At 58.6% G+C, this 18,673-nt stretch carries 15 protein-coding genes; 11 read left to right on the top strand and 4 right to left on the bottom strand.

The genetic code is table 11. The annotated features are described in order from the left end of the window. Window positions 1-53 precede the first annotated feature (53 nt). From xdhA to B9Z41_RS14690, 6 genes are read left to right on the top strand one after another with little or no spacing between them, the layout of a single operon-like run. Window positions 54-1,484, top strand: a complete 1,431-nt coding sequence (gene xdhA / locus B9Z41_RS14715) for a xanthine dehydrogenase small subunit (protein ID WP_233202718.1) — start codon at window positions 54-56, stop codon at window positions 1,482-1,484. Then, complete coding sequence (gene xdhB / locus B9Z41_RS14710) at window positions 1,481-3,796, top strand: xanthine dehydrogenase molybdopterin binding subunit (RefSeq protein ID WP_100147829.1); 2,316 nt, start codon at window positions 1,481-1,483, stop codon at window positions 3,794-3,796. The genes xdhA and xdhB overlap by 4 nt, the downstream gene beginning before the upstream one ends. Next, a complete protein-coding gene (gene guaD, locus B9Z41_RS14705) occupies window positions 3,793-5,163 on the top strand; it encodes a guanine deaminase (RefSeq protein ID WP_100147828.1) in 1,371 nt (456 codons plus the stop codon). The genes xdhB and guaD overlap by 4 nt, the downstream gene beginning before the upstream one ends. A gap of 15 nt (window positions 5,164-5,178) precedes the next feature. Next, window positions 5,179-5,460, top strand: coding sequence for a type II toxin-antitoxin system RelE/ParE family toxin (locus B9Z41_RS14700; RefSeq protein ID WP_100147827.1), 282 nt, complete (start codon window positions 5,179-5,181; stop codon window positions 5,458-5,460). 9 nt (window positions 5,461-5,469) lie between these two features. Beyond that, on the top strand, window positions 5,470-5,772 hold the full coding sequence (locus B9Z41_RS14695) for a HigA family addiction module antitoxin (RefSeq protein WP_100147826.1): 303 nt from the start codon (window positions 5,470-5,472) through the stop codon (window positions 5,770-5,772). After that, entirely contained in the window at window positions 5,769-6,212 is a 444-nt protein-coding gene (locus B9Z41_RS14690; RefSeq protein WP_369823346.1) for an acyl-CoA thioesterase, read from the top strand. Before B9Z41_RS14695 ends, B9Z41_RS14690 begins: the two co-directional genes overlap by 4 nt. A 2-nt stretch (window positions 6,213-6,214) precedes the next feature. Here the strand turns inward: B9Z41_RS14690 and B9Z41_RS14685 are convergent, their stop codons facing one another. Further along, window positions 6,215-7,522, bottom strand: coding sequence for a glycerate kinase (locus tag B9Z41_RS14685; RefSeq protein WP_100147825.1), 1,308 nt, complete (start codon window positions 7,520-7,522; stop codon window positions 6,215-6,217). Between the two features lie 125 nt (window positions 7,523-7,647). On the opposite strand from B9Z41_RS14685, the gene B9Z41_RS14680 reads away from it, so the two are divergent. From B9Z41_RS14680 to B9Z41_RS14660, 5 genes are read left to right on the top strand one after another with little or no spacing between them, the layout of a single operon-like run. Further along, window positions 7,648-8,337 carry an FCD domain-containing protein gene (locus B9Z41_RS14680; protein WP_100147824.1) on the top strand — a complete coding sequence of 230 codons (690 nt, stop codon included), beginning with the start codon at window positions 7,648-7,650 and terminating at the stop codon, window positions 8,335-8,337. Window positions 8,338-8,365: 28 nt separating this feature from the next. After that, a complete protein-coding gene (locus tag B9Z41_RS14675; RefSeq protein WP_100147849.1) occupies window positions 8,366-8,905 on the top strand; it encodes a VOC family protein in 540 nt (179 codons plus the stop codon). Window positions 8,906-8,930: 25 nt separating this feature from the next. Then, window positions 8,931-9,797: a fumarylacetoacetate hydrolase family protein gene (locus B9Z41_RS14670; protein ID WP_100147823.1), complete on the top strand. Its 867-nt coding sequence runs from the start codon at window positions 8,931-8,933 to the stop codon at window positions 9,795-9,797. Window positions 9,798-9,800: 3 nt separating this feature from the next. Then, window positions 9,801-10,796, top strand: a complete 996-nt coding sequence (locus tag B9Z41_RS14665) for a zinc-dependent alcohol dehydrogenase family protein (RefSeq protein WP_100147822.1) — start codon at window positions 9,801-9,803, stop codon at window positions 10,794-10,796. 24 nt (window positions 10,797-10,820) lie between these two features. Further along, window positions 10,821-11,789 carry a tripartite tricarboxylate transporter substrate binding protein gene (locus B9Z41_RS14660; RefSeq protein ID WP_100147821.1) on the top strand — a complete coding sequence of 323 codons (969 nt, stop codon included), beginning with the start codon at window positions 10,821-10,823 and terminating at the stop codon, window positions 11,787-11,789. A gap of 1,160 nt (window positions 11,790-12,949) precedes the next feature. Here the strand turns inward: B9Z41_RS14660 and B9Z41_RS14650 are convergent. Genes B9Z41_RS14650 through B9Z41_RS14640 form a run of 3 tightly spaced genes read right to left on the bottom strand, consistent with a single transcriptional unit; the run spans window position 12,950 to window position 18,551 of the window. Next, window positions 12,950-14,182 (bottom strand): hypothetical protein, encoded by a 1,233-nt coding sequence (locus tag B9Z41_RS14650; protein ID WP_100147819.1) that lies wholly within the window; start codon window positions 14,180-14,182, stop codon window positions 12,950-12,952. Beyond that, window positions 14,179-14,841, bottom strand: coding sequence for a hypothetical protein (locus B9Z41_RS14645; protein WP_100147818.1), 663 nt, complete (start codon window positions 14,839-14,841; stop codon window positions 14,179-14,181). Before B9Z41_RS14645 ends, B9Z41_RS14650 begins: the two co-directional genes overlap by 4 nt. Then, window positions 14,838-18,551, bottom strand: coding sequence for an ATP-binding protein (locus B9Z41_RS14640; protein WP_233202717.1), 3,714 nt, complete (start codon window positions 18,549-18,551; stop codon window positions 14,838-14,840). Before B9Z41_RS14640 ends, B9Z41_RS14645 begins: the two co-directional genes overlap by 4 nt. Window positions 18,552-18,673: the final 122 nt, after the last annotated feature.

Raw genomic sequence — 18,673 nt, 5'->3', positions numbered from 1 at the left:
GAACTATGACCAAGCAAAAACCATCCCAAGCCCCCTTGAAGTCAGAGCCACTGATGTTTGTTCGACGTGGAGAGACTCTGGCGTTAAACAATGTACCACCGGACCGCACGCTGCTTGACCTGCTGCGCGAGGACCTGCGCAGCTGCGACACCAAAGAAGGTTGCGCCGCAGGCGACTGCGGTGCCTGCACCGTGGTGGTGGCTGAAGCCAGCGAGGGTCGCTTGAGCTACCGCGCCATCAACAGCTGCATTCGCCCAGCCCATTCGGTGCATGGCCTGGCCGTGTGGACAGCGGGCGACCTGGCCACGACGGCCGGCGACCTGCACCCGGCGCAACAGGCCATGGTGGACCACCACGGCTCGCAATGCGGCTTTTGCACACCCGGCTTTGTGATGAGCCTATTTGGCCTGTACCAAGACAGCGTGTGCCAGGGTCAAACGGTGAACCGTGAACAGGCGCAACACGCGCTGTCTGGCAACCTGTGCCGCTGCACCGGCTACCGGCCCATCGTGCAAGCGGCCTGCCACATGGGCGACTACCCCGTGCAACGCGTGGACGAGCCTGCCGTGTTGCAAGCGCTGGCCAAGATTGAACCGCACAACCCTCACGCCAACTACGTGCTGCCCGAACGCCTGGAAGACTTGCTGCGCGCGCGTAGCCAGTCACCCCAAGCCACCCTGATTGCGGGGGCCACCGACGCTGGCCTCATGCTGACCCAAGGCCGGCAGCGCTGGCAGCAAGTGATTGACCTCAGTCGTGTGGACGAGTTGCGAGAGGTGGAAGACTACCCACGCCACATCGCCATCGGTGCGGCAGTGCCTTTGCAGCACGCGTTCGAAGCGCTGGCACAAGAGCGCCCGCACGTGCAGGCCTTTGCCAACCGCTTTGCGGGCTGGCCCATCCGCCAGTCGGGCACCTTGGGGGGCAACGTGGCCAATGGCTCACCCATTGGCGACAGCATGCCCTTGCTGATTGCGCTGGGTGCACATGTGGTGCTGATGGCGTGGCGGCGTCACCGCATCGTGCACCGCGAACTGCCACTGGAAAACCTCTACACCGGCTACCGACAAAACCTGATGGCCCCCGACGAAGTGCTGTGCTGGATCAAGGTGCCGCGCCCCACACCACACGAATGGCTGGGAGCCTACAAAGTGTCCAAGCGGGTGGAAGACGACATCTCGGCCATCTGCCTGGTGGTGCAGATCCAGCGTCAAGGCCAGCGCATCACCCAAGCCAGCATCGGCGTAGGGGGCGTGGCCGCCACGCCCGTGCGCGCCGTGCGCACCGAGGCCGCGCTACTGGGCCAGCGCTGGACGCCAGACACCGTGCAGAAGGCGCAAGCCGTGCTGCGCCAAGAGTTTGACCCCATCTCCGACATGCGCGCCAGCAGCGCCTACCGCCGCGAGGTGTTGGGCAATTTGTTGCAACGCGCCTGGCTAGAGAGCACGGGCCAGACCGACATTCGCCTGGAGGACTTGGCATGAACACCACCCACACCCTCAATGAAAGCGCTGTTCACGACAGCACCGATCGGAAAAGCGCCATCCACGAAAGCGCTGTGCACCATGTGCAAGGCAGTGCCGCCTACATCGACGACATGGCCCTGACCGAAGGCACGCTGCACGCAGCCCCCGTGCTCAGCACCGTGGCCTGCGGTCAGGTGCGCGCCCTCGACCTGAGCGCCTGCCTGCAAGCCCCCGGCGTGCGCGGCGTGGTCACAGCCGCCGACATCGTGGGCGACCCCGTGCTGGCCGCCTACACCCACGACGAACCGATCTTTGCCAGCACCCGCGTGTCGCACGTGGGCCAGGTCATGGCTCTGGTGTTGGCCGACACCCACCAGCAGGCTTTGCACGCCACACGCTTGGCACGCATCGACGTGGCCGCCGAGCCCCCGGTGCTGGACGCACGCACCGCCTTGCAGCAACAGTCGTTTGTGTTGCCCCCCGTGCACGTGCGCAGCGGCGACACCGAGGCGGCCTGGGCACAGGCGCCACACCAACTCGCGGGCCAGTTGGAAATTGGTGGCCAAGAACACTTTTATTTGGAAGCCCAAATTGCCTACGCCGTGCCGCAAGGCCAGCAGCAATGGCTGGTGCATTCCAGCACCCAGCACCCGGGCGAGGTGCAGCACTGGGTGGCCCATGCCTTGGGGCTGCCGCTGCATGCGGTGCGGGTGGTGTGCCGCCGCATGGGCGGCGGCTTTGGCGGCAAAGAAACACAAGGCGGCCACCTGGCCGTGTGGGCCGCCGTGGCCGCGCACAAAATGAAGGGCCCGGTGAAGATGCGGCTGGACCGCGGGGACGACATGCTGATCACCGGCAAGCGCCATCCATTCAGCCACGACTACCAAGCCGCTTATGACGCGCAAGGCCAACTGCTGGGGCTGCGTTCGGTGCAAATGGCGCACTGCGGCCACAGCGCCGACCTGAGCGGCCCGGTGGCGGACCGGGCCATTTTTCACACCGACAACGCCTACTTTTTGCCAGCGGCAGACATCACCTCGTACCGCTGCAAAACCAACACCCAAAGCCACACCGCTTATCGTGGCTTTGGTGGCCCACAAGGGGTGCTGCTGATCGAAACCGTGATGGGTGACATCGCGCGTGCGCTGCACCTCGACCCACTCGATGTGCGCCTGCGCAACCTCTATGGCGTGGAAGACCGCCACACCACACCCTACGGCATGCGGGTGGAAGACAACATCTTGCACCCCTTGATGACGCGCCTGGCCGACGACTGCCACTACCGCGCCCGCCGCGCCGCACTGGCCGAGTGGAACGCGCAACACACGGTCATTCAACGCGGCATGGCGCTGACGCCCGTGAAATTTGGCATCAGCTTCACGGCCACACACTTCAACCAAGCAGGCGCCTTGGTGTCGGTGTTCACCGATGGCAGCGTGCTGGTCAACCACGGCGGCACCGAAATGGGCCAAGGTCTGCACACCAAGGTGTGTGGCGTGGTGGCGCAGGTGTTTGGCTTAAGCCTGGCGCAGGTACGCATCAGCGCCAGCGACACCGACAAAGTGGCCAACGCCAGCGCCACCGCCGCCTCCAGCGGCACCGACTTGAATGGCCGTGCCGCACAAACCGCCGCACTGTCTGTGCGCAGCAACTTGGCACAGTGCTTGGCCCAACTCGATGGCTGCACGCCAGAAGAGGTGGTGTTTGCCAACGCCCAGGTCAGCACGCCCCACACCACGCGCAGCTTTGTGCAAGCGGTGCAACTGGCCTACAACCAGCGCGTGCAACTGTGGAGCGATGGTTTTTATGCCACCCCAAAAATTCACTACGACCGCAACACCCTCACCGGTCGCCCGTTTTATTACTTTGCCTACGGCGCAGCGTGCAGCGAAGTGGCCATTGACACCCTGACGGGCGAGTACCGGCTGTTGCGCGTGGACATCTTGCACGACGTGGGCCAGTCGCTGAACCCGGCCATTGACGTGGGCCAAATCGAAGGCGGCTTTGTGCAAGGCCTGGGCTGGCTCACCACCGAAGAGTTGGTGTACAACAGCGCCGGTGTGCTGCAAACCAAAGGCGCCAGCACCTACAAAATTCCCACCGCCGCCGATGTGCCCGAACACTTTGCCGTGTCGCTGTGGCCCGAGGCCAACCGCGAAGACACCGTGGGTCGCAGCAAGGCCGTGGGCGAGCCGCCGTTCATGCTGGCCATCAGCGTGTACGAGGCGTTGCGCGAAGCCATTTCCGCCGCACGCGGCGACAACTCAGCGGTGCAACTCGACGCCCCTGCCACCCCCGAACGCGTGCTGCACGCCTTAAAGCGCCCATGAGCCCCACACCCCCCCGTGCCCAGCGCACCGACTGGCGCGGATGGCGCGCTGCCCTGCTGTGGTTTGCCGACAGCCAGCACGCCATGCCCTCGCATGAGACCGATGGTCTGCTGGTCACCGCGCGCGACGCCGACGGCACGGTGCGCGTGCAAGCCGTGGGTAACTACGCCAGCTTGATCGGCCACTACCCCGATCTGGCGATGACGCACTTTGCAGGCCACCTGATTGCGCCGGGCTTTGTGGACCTGCACATCCATTACCCACAAACCGACGTCATTGCCTCACCCGCCGAGGGCTTGCTGCCTTGGTTGGAGCACTACACCTTCCCGCACGAACAGCAGTTTGCCGACCCGGCGCACGCGCGCGGCGTGGCCCGCTTTTTCTTGGATGAGTTGATGCGTCACGGCGTCACCACCGCGTTGACCTTTGCCACCGCACACCCGGCATCGGTGGACGCCTTCATGATGGAGGCACAAGCACGCCACTTGCGCATGATCACCGGCAAGGTGCTGCAAGACCGCCACAGCCCCGAGGGCTTGCGCGACCGCGACACCGCGCAAAGCTTGCAGCAAACCGAAGCGTTGATTCAACGCTGGCACGGTGTGGACCGCTTGGGCTACGCCATCACCCCGCGCTTTGCGCCCACCAGCACGCAGGCACAACTGCACGGCGCGGGCGAGTTGGCACAGCAACACCCCACGGTGTGGATTCAATCGCACGTGGCCGAGAACCTGGACGAAGTGCGTTGGGCGCATGAGCTGTTTCCGCACGCACGCAGCTACCTGGATGTTTACACCCAGGCGGGTTTGCTGCGCGAGCGGGCGGTGTATGCGCACTGCATCCACCTCGACGACACCGACCGCCGCTGCATGGCCGAGCGCGGCGCGGTGGCCGCCATCAGCCCCACCAGCAATTTGTTTTTGGGCAGCGGCTTTTTTGACTACGCCAGCGCCGACCGCTGTGGCCTGCGCTACGGCCTGGCCAGTGATGTGGGCGGCGGCACCAGCTTCAGCCCGTTTCACACCATGCACGCGGCCTACACCGTGGCGCGCCAAGCGGTGGGGCGCGCAGGCCTGAGCCTGAGCCCCGCGCACCTGTGGTGGCAACACACCGCAGGCGCAGCACGTGCCTTGGGGCTAGACGGCGTGGTGGGCAATTTGCAAGTGGGCTGCGAGGCCGACTTTGTGGTGCTCAACCCCAAGGCCACACCGCTGCTGGCACGCCGTAGCGCGCAAGCCGACACCTTGGACGAGTGGCTGTTTGCCCTGGTGGTGCTAGGCGACGACCGGCTGGTGGCGCACACGGTGGTGCAAGGAGAAACCTTCAAGCTTGGGCCAAACCTTGCTGAAGACGCATGTGTCGCATGAAGATACAATGGCAGCGTGATTAAAACGTTCAAACACAAAGGGCTACAGGCTTTCTTTGAGAGGGGCAGCAAATCTGGCATCCAAGCTGCTCACGCTGCAAAGTTGTCGAGGCTTCTGTCACGTTTGAACGAGGCCACACACGCCCAAGATATGAACTTGCCTGGTTGGCGCTTGCACCGACTCAGTGGCGCACATCTTGGGGGCCACTACTCAGTTTGGGTCAATGGCAACTGGCGAATCACGTTCACCTTTGACGGCTTGGATGCTGTCTTGGTGGACTATTTGGATTACCACTGAAGGACCACCATGCATAACCCACCCCACCCCGGCCTGACCTTGCGTGATGACGTGTTGCCCGCCCTGGGCTTGGGCGTGAGTGAAGCTGCGCGCCAACTGGGCGTATCACGCGTTGCGTTGTCGCGCGTCATCAATGGCAGAGCGGCGATATCGCCCGATATGGCACTTCGCCTGCAAGCATGGTTAGGTTTAGAAAACGGAGGCGACGCCAAGCTGTGGCTCGCAGAACAAACAGCCTACGACCTCTGGCAAGCCGGCAAAGGTTTGAAAAAAGAACTCGCAAAACTCAAACCCGCGTTAATGCCTGCATGATCATTCACTTCATGAATAAAACCATCATCTTCACCCAACAGGTCGAGTTTGGCGACTGCGACCCGGCCCGCATTGTCTGGTTCCCCAATTTCTTTCGCTGGATCGATGCGGCCTCACGCCACTTCTTTGTGCAATGCGGTGTGCCGCCTTGGCATGAGACAGAAAAGACGCTGGGCGTCATTGGTACACCCTTGGTGGACACGCATGCACGGTTTGTCAAAACCGCCAGTTATGGCGATGTGCTGCAAATTCACACCCACATCGCTGAGTGGCGCGCCAAAAGTTTTGTGATGCGCTACCGCGTCATGCGCGACGACGACCTGATCATGGAGTGCGACGAGGTGCGCATCTTCGCGGCGCACCGCGAGGGCGACAACGCAACGCAACCCGGCATCCGCGCCATCGCCATTCCGCCAGAGATTCGCAGCCTCTGCGAGTGAACTCACAGCACCAGCAAGGCGCGAAAGTCGTTCACGTTGGTGAAGGTGGGGCCGGTGACCACCAAGTCGCCCAGCGGCTCAAAAAAACCATAGGCGTCGTTGCGGTCTAGGTGGGCCGAGGGCTTCAAGCCCAGCGCTGCGGCACGCGCCAAGGTGTCGGGGGCCACGCGGGCACCGGCGTTGTCTTCGCTGCCGTCAATGCCATCGGTGTCGGCGGCCAAGGCCCACACACCGGGCTGCGCTTGCAGGGCTTCAGCCAGCCCCAAACAAAACTCACCAGCCCGCCCGCCCCGGCCTTTCACAGTCCCAACCGCTTGCGCACGCACCGTCACCGTGGTCTCGCCGCCACTCAAAATCACACATGGCTTTTGAAAAGGCCCCAGACCACGCGCCGACGCGCGGGCCAGCGCCGCATGCACCTTACCCACTTCGCGCGACTCGCCTTCTATTTCGTCACTCAGCACATAGGCGTTCAAGCCCGCTGCACGCGCCACCTGCGCCGCCGCTTCGAGTGACTGTTGGGGCGTGGCAATCAGGTGCACCGGTTGTTCGTGCCAGGCGATGCCAAGCTTGGGCGTTTCCAGCGCGCCAGATAACAAGGCCGCCTCCACCTCAGCCGATACAGCAATGCGGTAGCGCTGCAAAATGGCCAGCGCATCGGCGCAGGTGGTGTGGTCACACACCGTGGGGCCACTGGCAATGACCGAGGGGTCGTCGCCCGGCACGTCGCTGATGGTGAGCGTCACCACTTGGGCTGGCGCACAAGCAGCGGCCAAGCGCCCACCCTTGATGCGCGAGAGGTGTTTGCGCACACAGTTCATCTCGGTGATGTTGGCGCCGCTGTGCAGCAAGTCACGGTTGATGCGCTGCTTGTCTTGCAGGCTCACGCCTTCAGCAGGCAGGGTCAGCAAAGACGAGCCCCCGCCTGAGATCAAGCACAGCACCAAGTCGTCTTTCGTCAACCCCTGGGTCAAGGCCAAGATGCGCTCAGAGGCGGCCAAGCCTGCGGCGTCGGGCACTGGGTGCGCAGCCTCCACCACCTCAATGCGAGCAGGCAAACCCGCTGGGCGCGGCGGCGTGTGGTGGTAGCGCGTGATCACCAGGCCCGAGAGCGGCTGGTCTGCGGGCCACAAGGCTTCGACCGCCTGGGCCATGGCCCCACCGGCTTTGCCCGCGCCCAACACCAGGGTGCGGCCTTTGGGCGGTGGGGGCAACCATGCGGCGGTGTTGTGCAAGGGCAAGGCGCGCTGTACAGCAGCTTGGTAAAGCGTGGCCAAGAAAGCTTGGGGGTCGAGGGTGAAAGCATTCATCACGCTATCGTAGCGCCGCACACCTCACGCCCCGAAGTCACGCGTCGTGAAGGCGCAGCCATCATCTTGTCGGCAGGGTTTGCACCAACATGCACAATTACATTTTTATGCACAATTTGTAAATCATGCAAGAAATGAGCGCCAACACCACCGTGTCTGAACAAGCATTTCAGGCACTTCGACACGATGTGCTGTCGGGTCGGCATGCGCCCGAGTGCAAGCTCAAACTCGATGCACTGCAAAACCTTTATGGCTTTTCCAGCAGCCCCTTGCGCGAGGCGTTGAATCGCTTGGTGCAAGAGGGGCTGGTCAAGGCCGACGAGCGGCGGGGCTTCAGGGTCACGCCCATCTCGCCTGCCGATTTGAGCGACATCACCAAAATGCGCCTGATGCTGGACATCCCCGCCTTGACCGACGCCATCCGTGCGGGCGATGACGCCTGGGAGGCCCATATCGTGGCCGCCTTTCATCGGTTGGAGAAGATCGAGTCACGGCTGCCCCAAGGTCCGGTGGTGCTGGATGTCGAATGGGGTCAGCGCCACCGGGATTTTCACTTTGCACTGATTGCGGCTTGCCCCTCGGAGCGGCAATTGGCATGGAGCATGAGTCTGTTCGATCAGGCCGAACGCTACCGCCACTTTGCAGCGCGCAAGCGCACCGTTTCCAAAAAGAAAGACTCCGAGCACCGCGCGCTGATGAACGCGGTGGTGCGACGCGATGCCAAAACTGCCGCCCTGCTGCTTTCTGAACACATTGCCAGCACGCAAACCAATGTGATGGCCGCGTTCAAACAACAAGCCAAACCACAGGCCTAAAGCTCACCCACACCCCAAGGAGATGCCCATGCTGAATGTCAGCCAACCCACCCCGTCGCACTTCGGCATCTATGTGACCGATGTGGAGAAGATGGTGCACTTTTACAAAACGGTCTTCGGTCTGGTCGAGACCGACCGTGGTGTGGGCAAAACATTCAAGGCACCCTTGGTTTTTCTGAGCGCCAGCCCTCACCAACACCATCAACTGGTGATTGCAGGTGGTCGCCCCGCCGAAGCGACTTTCAGCACCGTCATGCAACTGTCTTTTGCTGTGCCCTCCATCCAGTCGCTGCGAGACCTCAAAGACAAAGCCATTGCCCTGGGTGCCAGCAAGGTGCTGCCGCTGAACCACGGCAACGCCTTGTCGGTGTACTTTGTAGACCCAGAGGGCAACACCGTCGAGATCTACATCGACATGCCCTACTACATCTCGCAGCCCCACGGCGACCCCTTGGACCTGAGCCAAGACGACGACACCATCTTGCGACAGACCGAAGCCATTTGCCGCAGCGACCCGAGCTTCATGCCCATCGAACAATGGCAAGCCCAATTCGCCCACGCCCACTGACTCTTTCATTCATCAAGGAACCTTTATGAAACTGCTTTCGTTCATCCACCAAGGCCGCGAAACCTGGGGTGCGCTGGTGGGCCCAGACGCCATCGTCGATTTGGGCAAGGCCATGCCGCAATACCCCACGCTGACCGACTACATCGCCTCAGGCGCTTACCTTCAAGCCAGCACACATGTGGCCAACAAGACCGCCGACGTGCGGTTGGCAGACATCACCTTCCTGCCGGTCATCCCCAAGCCCGAAAAAATTGTCTGCGCCGTGCGCAACTATATGGACCACCATCAAGAAGTATTGGCCGCAGGCATGCACCGCGAGCTGTCGCAAGAACCGCCCATCTTCTTGCGGGTGTGGCGCTCGCAAGTGGCGCATGGCCAGCCCATCATTTGCCCCAAGGTCTCGGACTCGCTCGACTGGGAGGGCGAACTGGCTGTGATCATTGGCAAGGAAGGCCGCAACATCCCTGAGGCCCAAGCCTTTGACCACGTTGCGGGCTACTCTTGCTACAACGATGGCAGCGTGCGCGAATGGCAATTTCACGCCAAGCAAATTGCTTCAGGCAAAAACTTCGAAGCCACAGGCGGCTTTGGCCCGTGGATGGTCACTGCCGATGAAATTGCGCCGAACCAGCAACTCAAACTGGTCACGCGCCTGAACGGCGAAGTGGTGCAGTCGAGCCACACGGGCCACATGATTTTTTCCATCGCCAAACTCATCAGCTACGCCTCCACCATCTTCACCCTGGTGCCGGGCGATGTGATTGCCACCGGCACACCTGCCGGTGTGGGTTGGAGCCGCAAGCCCGCTTGGTTCATGAAGCCCGGTGATGTGTGCGAAGTGGAAATCGAAGGCATTGGCACACTGGTCAACCCCATCGCGGCGCAAGCCTAAAACATGAAGGCCATACAAGTCCAGGTGCCCGGTGGCCCTGAAAGCCTGATTGAAGTGGACGTGCCTGAGCCGCTTCCTGGCCTTGGACAGGTGCGTGTCAAAGCCCGCGCCATTGGCGTGGGCCGGCCCGATGTGCTGATTCGCCAAGGCACCTACAAATGGATGCCCCCACTGCCCGCCATTCCCGGCGCTGAAATGGCCGGAGAGATTGATGCCATTGGCGAAGGCGTGCAACTGTGGCAGCCTGGTGACCGTGTGCTGGTGAGTGCGCGTGAACTGGCGCAACGTGGCGGTTGCTACGCGCAAGCCATCGTGGTGCCAGAAGATGCCCCTTACCGTTTGCCCGCCACACTGGCGTTTGAAGATGCGGTGAGCTTGCCCAATCTGCAACTGGCTTTGGCGCTGATGCGTGTGGCCGGAGAAGTGCATGGCGCGAACCGGCATGCCTTGATCACCGGCGCTTCAGGCGGCGTAGCGGGCATGCTTTGCCAAGTGGCCAAGCACAAAGGCTTGACCACCATCGGCACCAGCCGTAGCGCCGACAAAAGCCGCTTTGCACTTGAGCAAGGTTTTGACCACGTGATTTGCACCGCACAAGACGATGTGAAAGCGCGCATCCAGCACATCACCCACGGGCATGGCGTGGCCCTGGTGTTTGACCATCTGGGTGGTCAAAGCCTGATTGATGGCCTTCACAGCCTGGCCCCTTGGGGCACGCTGGTGTCTTACAACATTGTTCAGGGCATGCCCAGCGAAGACGTGTTCAAGGTGCTGCGTAATTTGCTGGGCAAGAGCTTGGCTGTGCGCTGTTTTTCGATGCACACCTTGGATGAAGACGTGTCACTCAGGCGCGCATTGATGCACGAAGCCATCACGCTCATGGCCCATGGCCAAGTCAAAGCGCCCGAATGCCAAATTTTCAAACTCAGTCAGGTTCGCACAACCCATGAGTTGCTTGACCGTGGCATGGTCAGCGGAAAGCTCGTCATGCACCCGTGAAATCCAAATCTGAGAGGAGACAACATGCTTCGCAGAAACGTACTCATCGCCCTAGGCGCCGGATCGCTGGGCTTGGCACCTCACGTGGGCGCACAAACCTATCCTGAGCGCCCCATCAAAATTCTTCAGGGCTTTGCACCCGGTGGCAACGCCGATGCCATTGCCCGAGCCGTGGGCCAAGAAATGAGCAAAGGCCTGGGGCAAGCCATGGTGGTGGAGGCACAGGCCGGAGCGGGCGGAACCATTGCGGCGACCACCGTGGCCAAAGCCAAACCCGATGGCTACACCTTGCTGCTGGCCACGGGCGGGCATGCGGTGGCGGGTGCGCTCTACAACAACTTGGCGTATCGCACGGTGCAAGACTTTGAGATGGTCAGCACCATCACCTATTTCCCGTTCCTCATCGTGGTGCCGGCCAACAGCAAGTTTGCAAATTTGTCGGCCTTGTTGGCTGCGGCCAAGGCCAACCCTGAGCAAATCAGCTACGGCACAGCAGGCATTGGGTCAACCCACCACCTGGCTGGTGAACTGCTGGCCAGCATGTCTAAAACGCAGCTGCTGCATGTGCCCTACAAAGGCGATGCGGGCTCACTCACCGCCTTGTTGGCAGGCGACATCCCGATGATCATTGCGCCCCCCACTGCGGTGATGGCCAACATCAAGGCCGGCAAACTGCGTGCGCTGGCGGCAACCGGTGCCCAGCGCTGGCCCGTGCTGCCAGACGTGCCCACTGTGGCGGAGCAAGGCGTAGCCAACTATGACGTTCGCTCGTGGGCTGGCCTCATGGCACCCGCAGGCACGCCAGCGGTCGTCATTGACCGGCTGAATGCAGAAGTGCAAAAAGCACTGCTGGTGCCCGCTGTGAAAGCGCGGCTGGAAGACATGGGCGGTGAAGCGCGTGGCAGCACACCCGAAGAAATGAAAAATATGGTGGCCAGCCAGACGCAAAAATGGATTCAGGTGGTGAGCGAAGCGAAGATACCTAAGCAGTGATTTGCTTACCGCTTGTTCTTGTGGGTTGGGCGTGGTGGACTTGCCAATGACTGCGCGGGGACGTTCAGTGTGTGTGACATCACTGGGTGGGTGGGGGACGGATGATTAGCGGCTGATAGAGGCTGGGAGCTGACTTAGCCATGGAAGAAACGATTGGCAATTGCCGACCCAAAGCGGTCTTCTGCTGACTCGAAATCATGGCCCGTAAACGGGCATTCAACTCAGGCTCAGCGGATACAAAAGACAGCCGGATACATGGCAGATTCAGCAGATATAGGTCATAGATCGTCTGATCTCGGTCAGAGTCGAATTCACGGGTTAGCTTGAAGTTGCCGAAGCATGCATCATTCTCTCTTGTGTAACCCCACTTCGTAATTCCAACATCACTTCCCATGCATCTCTCAAAAGCGGGGACGTGTCCTTATCTCCCCCCCCTCCCTTGGCATATGAGAACTGGGCATCGAAAAGCTGCCGGCCTCGTGGCGTGTCTGCAAGAAGCCGGAGTAACGGCCAATCAGGAAGAATTAGTCGCTCCAATCTAGCCAAGGGGAGCGAGTTCGCAATGCTGAGCCCAGCAGGATCAAAGTCAACGAATGCCCAGATCGGCTCGGATCTCATTCGGAGCAGGTTTGTGGCGTCGCCTGTTGAGAGGCTGGAGTCCCCTCGATAGATAGCAACGACCCCCTTATTGCGATAGTCGATCCACTTGTATCGCTCTAGATTTCTGAACGTCTCGAGATTCTCAACCAACATCCATCTGTCGCAAGTGATGTTTAAACCAAATTCAGGTGTGACTACAAGATAGCTGTAGGGGGGCGTAACAATCGAAACGGAACCCATAAGGCAATTACCAAAGCATCTGATCGCAATTGATCCTGAATGTGGCGCGGCGCTAAGAGCCTTTTCTGAAAGCCCACCAAATTTCGCCGATTCTGCACGCGACACCCTCGTACTCGGAGTGTTCACAGGGAGATCATGAGCCTGAAGCAGCGACAAGGCCATTCCGTGGTGTGCAGAGCGATATTCAATGAAGCGGCCGACGTGTAGGCCCAAACTGAAGTGTTCGCAAAAGTGCTTTGCGATCAGACCAGCGGAGCGCTGTGTCGGGCATTCCTCAACCAATCTTTGAAGAAAGAGGACCTGACGCGCGTCAAAAGACATCAGGCGGCCTCCATAAACGGACGATATACAAGAACATCATGGAAAGATTCGTTGATGGGAAACGGTTCTAACTCCGCATTGCTCAAGAACTCCAGCTTCATTCCTCCGGCTTTGAGCTGCATGCTACAGAATACCAGCCACGCCTCGTTGTCCAGTTCTGTGAGTTCTTGTCGAACATGCTTCCAATCAAGAAGGGAGATGGGCTCACTAGAACTCAGAATTGAATTTGTCAGCGCACGAAGAGCTCGCTGAATTGGATCATCAAGCTCAGCGATCGCTTCATCATCCTCAATCAGAACTTGCGGTGCTTCTTCAGGAGGCAGGGTTGCAGGCTTGGGCTTTTCTGGCAGCCGGCTCACGGCAATGAGCAGGCTGTCCCAAACCACGGGATCGGTGTCGGTGACATCAGGCTGGAGCCTAAGCTCAATGCGTTCCGGCCGGAAAAGTGATGGATTCGCAGACTCATCCACTGCGAGATCCCATCCGTCAGCCGTCCTGTGCCGCGTTAGCCAGAGGGAGAAGCGAGACAAGCGTTTAAGACGAGTCTCCATCAGCTTGGCTTCAAAGAGTCGCTTGCTGATGACGGATTGCGCGTCTTTGATCTGCGACGTCCAGTTGAGACATCGAGCTCCGAGACGCCTAGTCACCAATTGCCTGACGTCGGGCATGCCTGATGCGATCGCCTCCTCGGCGACACGTTCAGCAAAGGCGTCAATGCCTTCAACATCACGCAGAAACTGAACGACCTGGCGGGCGTAATAGCGGTTCTGCCGGAGTTTGGAGTTCAGGTCATCAACGTTGCCATACTGCGTCGAAAGTAACGAGTGCAACATGCTCAGGTTATGTTCGATGGAGTACGCGATCTCAACGATGGAGTCATCCAGTGCCGCGTACAACCGAAGCGCATCCCTGGTCGCACCCGTGGCCTTCAACTGACGTAATTCACGCCATTGCTCCTGCGCCTGCTGCATGGTTCCGAAAACCCGGCGCAGTGCCTGGAAGGCGTGGTAGCTGGAGAAATGGTCAGCTAAAAATTCTCGCAACCGCGGGTTCAGGCGATAGGAGTCTTCGTCATAGGGCTTGAGCACTCCAAGCCCAAACAGGGTCCCAACTGCAGCGTTGCGCTGGCGGTCGCCTCCATGCACCGATCCCTCAAACGCCTCGGCGACGAGGTCCGAGTGCTTGGAAAGCGCAGCAAGCAACTTTTGGACTTGAGCGCCACTCTCTGTCATGAGGCCGCCCCGTCATCGGATTGCGCTGCATCGACGAGATCTGGGGCGTCGTCAGCCTCGCGATCGTCGACTTCTGCATCCGGGATGACCTTGTTCTCATCCAGAAACTGGAGGACGGCATAGAGCTGTTCGATTTTTCCGGTGATCTGATAGGTGCCAGAGTCCTTGTTGACCAAGACTGCGTAGCCATCCTTGACAAGCTGTTCCAACAGACGCCTCAAGTTTTCATGGTTGGAGTTACGCTGTGCGGCATTGCTGATGACACTGAGTAGCCCTTTGAGCTGCGTTTCCAACATTGTTGAATGCGAGACAGCCCCTTCGAGTTCGTACAGTGCGATGTGCTCGCCAGGGCTCATGGTGAATCGCCCAACATCAGTCTGTCGAATGAAATCCAGAAGTAGTACCGCAGGGCCGTATTCATCCCGGAACTTCAACAGTTCATTCTTTACCTGGGAGATGTCTTTCTGCCCGATATAGGAAGGCGCCATAAAGAATGCACCGCTATCACCCAAGCGTGCAAGACGCATATTCAAGGGCGAAAGCCAATTTGTGACCGCCTCTTGCTCTTCGTCATCATCAAGAATTGCGTATTCGTCACGGTAGCGAATGGAGCAAATGTATTCGCCTGCGAGTAGCAGCTTCAATACCGCGGCATTCATGGCAGGACCTCCGCATCAGGCGACGATGAACTTCCGTTAAGAACTGTTTCCAGTGGCCTGTACTCCCGTATGCGACCCCGATCCTCAAACATGTACCGTTTGGCGAACATAGCCTGCTGGGCCGGACCAAGTTCAGGTGACGCTGTGACAACGTCAATGCGGTTGTCCTTGAGTCTTTGCATAAGTGCTTTGAAGTTTGTTGGGTCAAACTTGCCGACCTCGTCGGTGACCCAAGGCACATGTACCGGCTCGGACCCGCGGATCGTGTTCAAAAGCGCGGTCATCAAGGTTATGAGAATCAACGAGGTCAAACCTTCAGAAGAAATCTCCTGGAGCTCATTGGCACGACGAAACTCCTTCAGTCGTCCGTTGTCCACGACGCTACCTTTCAGCGTGATGTGCTGGGAAAGGTTTACTTCTACATTGCCGTCACTTCCCAGGACGCTCATGAAGTCACCCAGAGCGCGTGCAGTTTCGTCTGGTGGCAAATCTCGGGTGTAATCTTTGCCGACTTCATTTGCATGCTGGCGAACAACGTCTTCCATCCGGCTCAGCTTCTTGTAGAAGCCAAGGTCCTCAAATTTCGTCACAATGTCCAAGCGCAAATCCTTGACCCGCTCAAAACATTGAACGCCAGAAAGTCCTGCCTTCAGTCGATCATTGAAGTCTGAAACTTGCTTTTCGAAAGATTTGATGGCCTTATGAAAGGCCCCAATGTTGGCCAGCAGAGTCTTCAACGTGAGATTCACATCGTTGGCCACTTGCGGCCCTATTTGCTTAAAGCAAATGGAGAGCGCTGCCGCGCGTCCAATGACATCGCTGGTGACCGCGTCGTGCACGTCAGTACCAATGCTGGCTTCAACAAAATCTTTGACCGCGCTGTTCTTGGCAGTAAGTGCCTGCCGGAGTGTCGAGGACCTCCTATTGATGGTCTCCTCCAGCATTCTCAATTCCTGCTGAACCGAGTGAACTGCTGATCGCAGCTCCTTGGCGCTTGTATCTGGGCCAACCGTAGCCATGCCGACAGCAAGGTAGTCGCCAAACTCCCCATCAAGGTCAGCAAGAATTTTGAGGTCACGCTCAACGTCGGAATGACGGTCTTCCAATTTCTTGATGTCTGCTTTGTACTGGTTTTCGAGTAGTTCTGCCGCTTGAATGAACGCAGTCAGCTTGCCGGCTGCAATGCCCACATCTGTGGCTGCTTTAGCGCTTGCTGATTTCAAGGTCTCTAGACGTGTCGGTCCACCAGCCTGCAACCAACGATTCCAACTTGCAACCAATGCCTGACGGTCTTCAAGGGTTTGGGCATTCGCCTTGAACGAGCTCAAGCGTTCTCGTAGCTTTTCAAGGCGATCGACATCTATGCCTGCGTTGCTGAGGTGCGCATTCATCTGATCTTTCAGAGACTTCAAGGTGCGCTGCAGGTCGGACTTTATGGATTCGATATGAACATCAATGGCCCGGATGGCGTCGTCGCAAAGTGTCTTGGCAGCATCTCGCTGCAATTGATGTGCTGTGCGGACTTTTTGTCGATCGGCTTTCAGATCTGCTTGAAGCGAATCACGCTGCCTTTTCAGTTCCCCAATAGAGGATCGGATCTTTGATGCCTCAGCGCCGGCCTGCTCTGCAAAAAAGCGTTTTTCGTTTGCGACACGCTGTTTGGCTGCATCGAGCTGATTCGTGACATCCGCAGTCTGCTGGCGCAATACGTTAAGTTGGGCCTCGGCCGAATTAAACGTCGTGCTTGTTTCATCTCTGAGTTGGCCGCATCGCTTGAGCAACTGAACTTGGGTGTTCAGGTGAGCCTGCGCTTTTGCATCTTTCTCCAGCGCTAAATCTAGAGTTTGTCGCGCGGTGGAGTCGTCTGCCCAATCGGGTGCGTTGATCAGGCCAACATTGAATTGCCATCCGTATGCGGTCTCAGAAAAATCTTCAATGAATGCGGGTTCAAGGTCTTCGCGGCTAAGAAGCTCTGGATTGATGAGTTTGGCTAAGTTGCGTTTCCAGCCATCGGACAAATTGGAGCGCAAGGCCGCAAGCACTGTTCCGTCAGGAGGGGATAATCTTTCTTGTGCTTGATCGCGTGCAGATTGTGCGTTTGCTACATCCGATCTGGCTTTACAAATCTCAAGCTCTTGCTGTGCAAATGCGTGTTGAGCGGCCTGTGTCTCTGCTTTTGCCTTTGCGGCAGTCTCTTGCGCCTGTAGGAGGCTGTCACTATGTTTGGCTTGGCGCTCGTTTGCATCCTGTACAGCCTGCAGGACATCGTCGGAGGCGGTGGGGTTCGCTCGTCGGTTGTCCCACGTGCCCTGCGATTCCTGCAAAGGTCCCAATGCCTCATCTATTTCTACACGGCGCGCTTCAATCACGGCATTGCATGCCTCTAGAGCATCTTCCTCTGCTTTTGCAATGTCCGAAAGAGTATTGGAATGGCGGAGTCGATGTGGTTCTTTTCCACCTTCTTGGGTAAGGCATAGATCTGACGCCTTTGTCTTGGCCTCAGAAACTAACCTTTCGTATTCGGCTGTCGCAGCACCCTGAACTTTTTCTGCCGCAGAGATTTGGCCCTTCAGGGCTGTGATTTGAGCGCGAATGGTAGGAAGCTCTTGAATCTTCTGTTCCCAGTGCGGTGCTTTTTCGTCTTCGAAGCGCTTGGCCTCATCACGGGCTTCATTGAACTCCGCACGAGAACTCGCCGCAATTTGCTCTACCGAACGAGCAGCCTCTGTCAACTTTGCCCGCTTTTCTTTCTCTTCTTCCAACACGGTTTCTCTAGAAGCAGCCATGGCTTCAAGCTTGTTCTGAATCGTGGAGGTTTCATGCCTTCGTGCCTGTGTCAGTGAGGCAACATCTGCGCGACATGCCCGAAATCGGGCTTCTGTATTGCGGTGGTCTCGAAGGTCAGACTCAAGCTCCGCAAATGTTGGGGCCAGTTTGAAGGCCACAACGCATGCATCGCGGTTGTTCAACCAACGCTCGATTGGCCCACGTCCCTGCTTGAAAGTCAGTTTTGCGCGCTCTGCGCCTAACCCGAGATCGTGTTGCACCAAGCCGATGGCTACCTGAATGATGTCGGCGAAATTGATGTGCTTCTTGACCATGGCAGCCACAACACGATCCAGATTGTCGAGCTGCTTTGGCCCGAAAGACCATTCCAGTGCGTAGCGTCGAAGCTTGTCTTTGTCCTTTGAGCTTGCTGTTGTTCGCAAGATCACAGATCGATATTCCGCTGTGGTCAGCTTGCTTGTTGTTTGAATTCCGAGTTCTGTGGCTTTGACCTGTGTTTCGTCATCGCTCAGGAACCGTCCATCACTGACAAAAATTTCTTTACGAAATCCACTGCGATAGAGGCGATAGAAAGGAACGTCTGGGTCGTCGGCGCGCCTACGAATCACAGCAAGGCGAAGGTCTTCGTCCGAATCCGAACCGCGTTGATATTCAAAAACGATCGCGCTGGCATCTGTAGGAAGGATGAACCTCACCATCGCCTCATTCCCATGTCCGGCGGCAACGATATGGCTTGGAAGGTGTCCAAAAAACAGGGGGAGAATTCGGAGTGTGGTGGTTTTCCCAACACCGTTGTCACCGATAACAGCGGCACCGCCACGTGGGTCAATCGCTGTGATCCTTGCGCTGGCGACATGCTTGTTTGTCCCGGCGTTGACAAGAATCATTCGGCACAACTGGTACTTTGTAATCTTGTCTCCCATATTCTTCCCTGTCTTTGAATGGCCCGTGACTGGAGTTTGGTATCGGACTTCTAACTTTATGTTACTGTGAAAGACACCTCGAAACAGACGCAACAAACCCTGAATAGCCATCGCTAGTCTTC

Origin of the sequence: Limnohabitans sp. JirII-31 (genome assembly GCF_002778315.1) — a bacterium.
GTDB lineage: Bacteria > Pseudomonadota > Gammaproteobacteria > Burkholderiales > Burkholderiaceae_C > Limnohabitans.
Note: the sequence above shows the minus strand (reverse complement) of the source record. Positions and strands in the feature narration are given on the sequence as shown.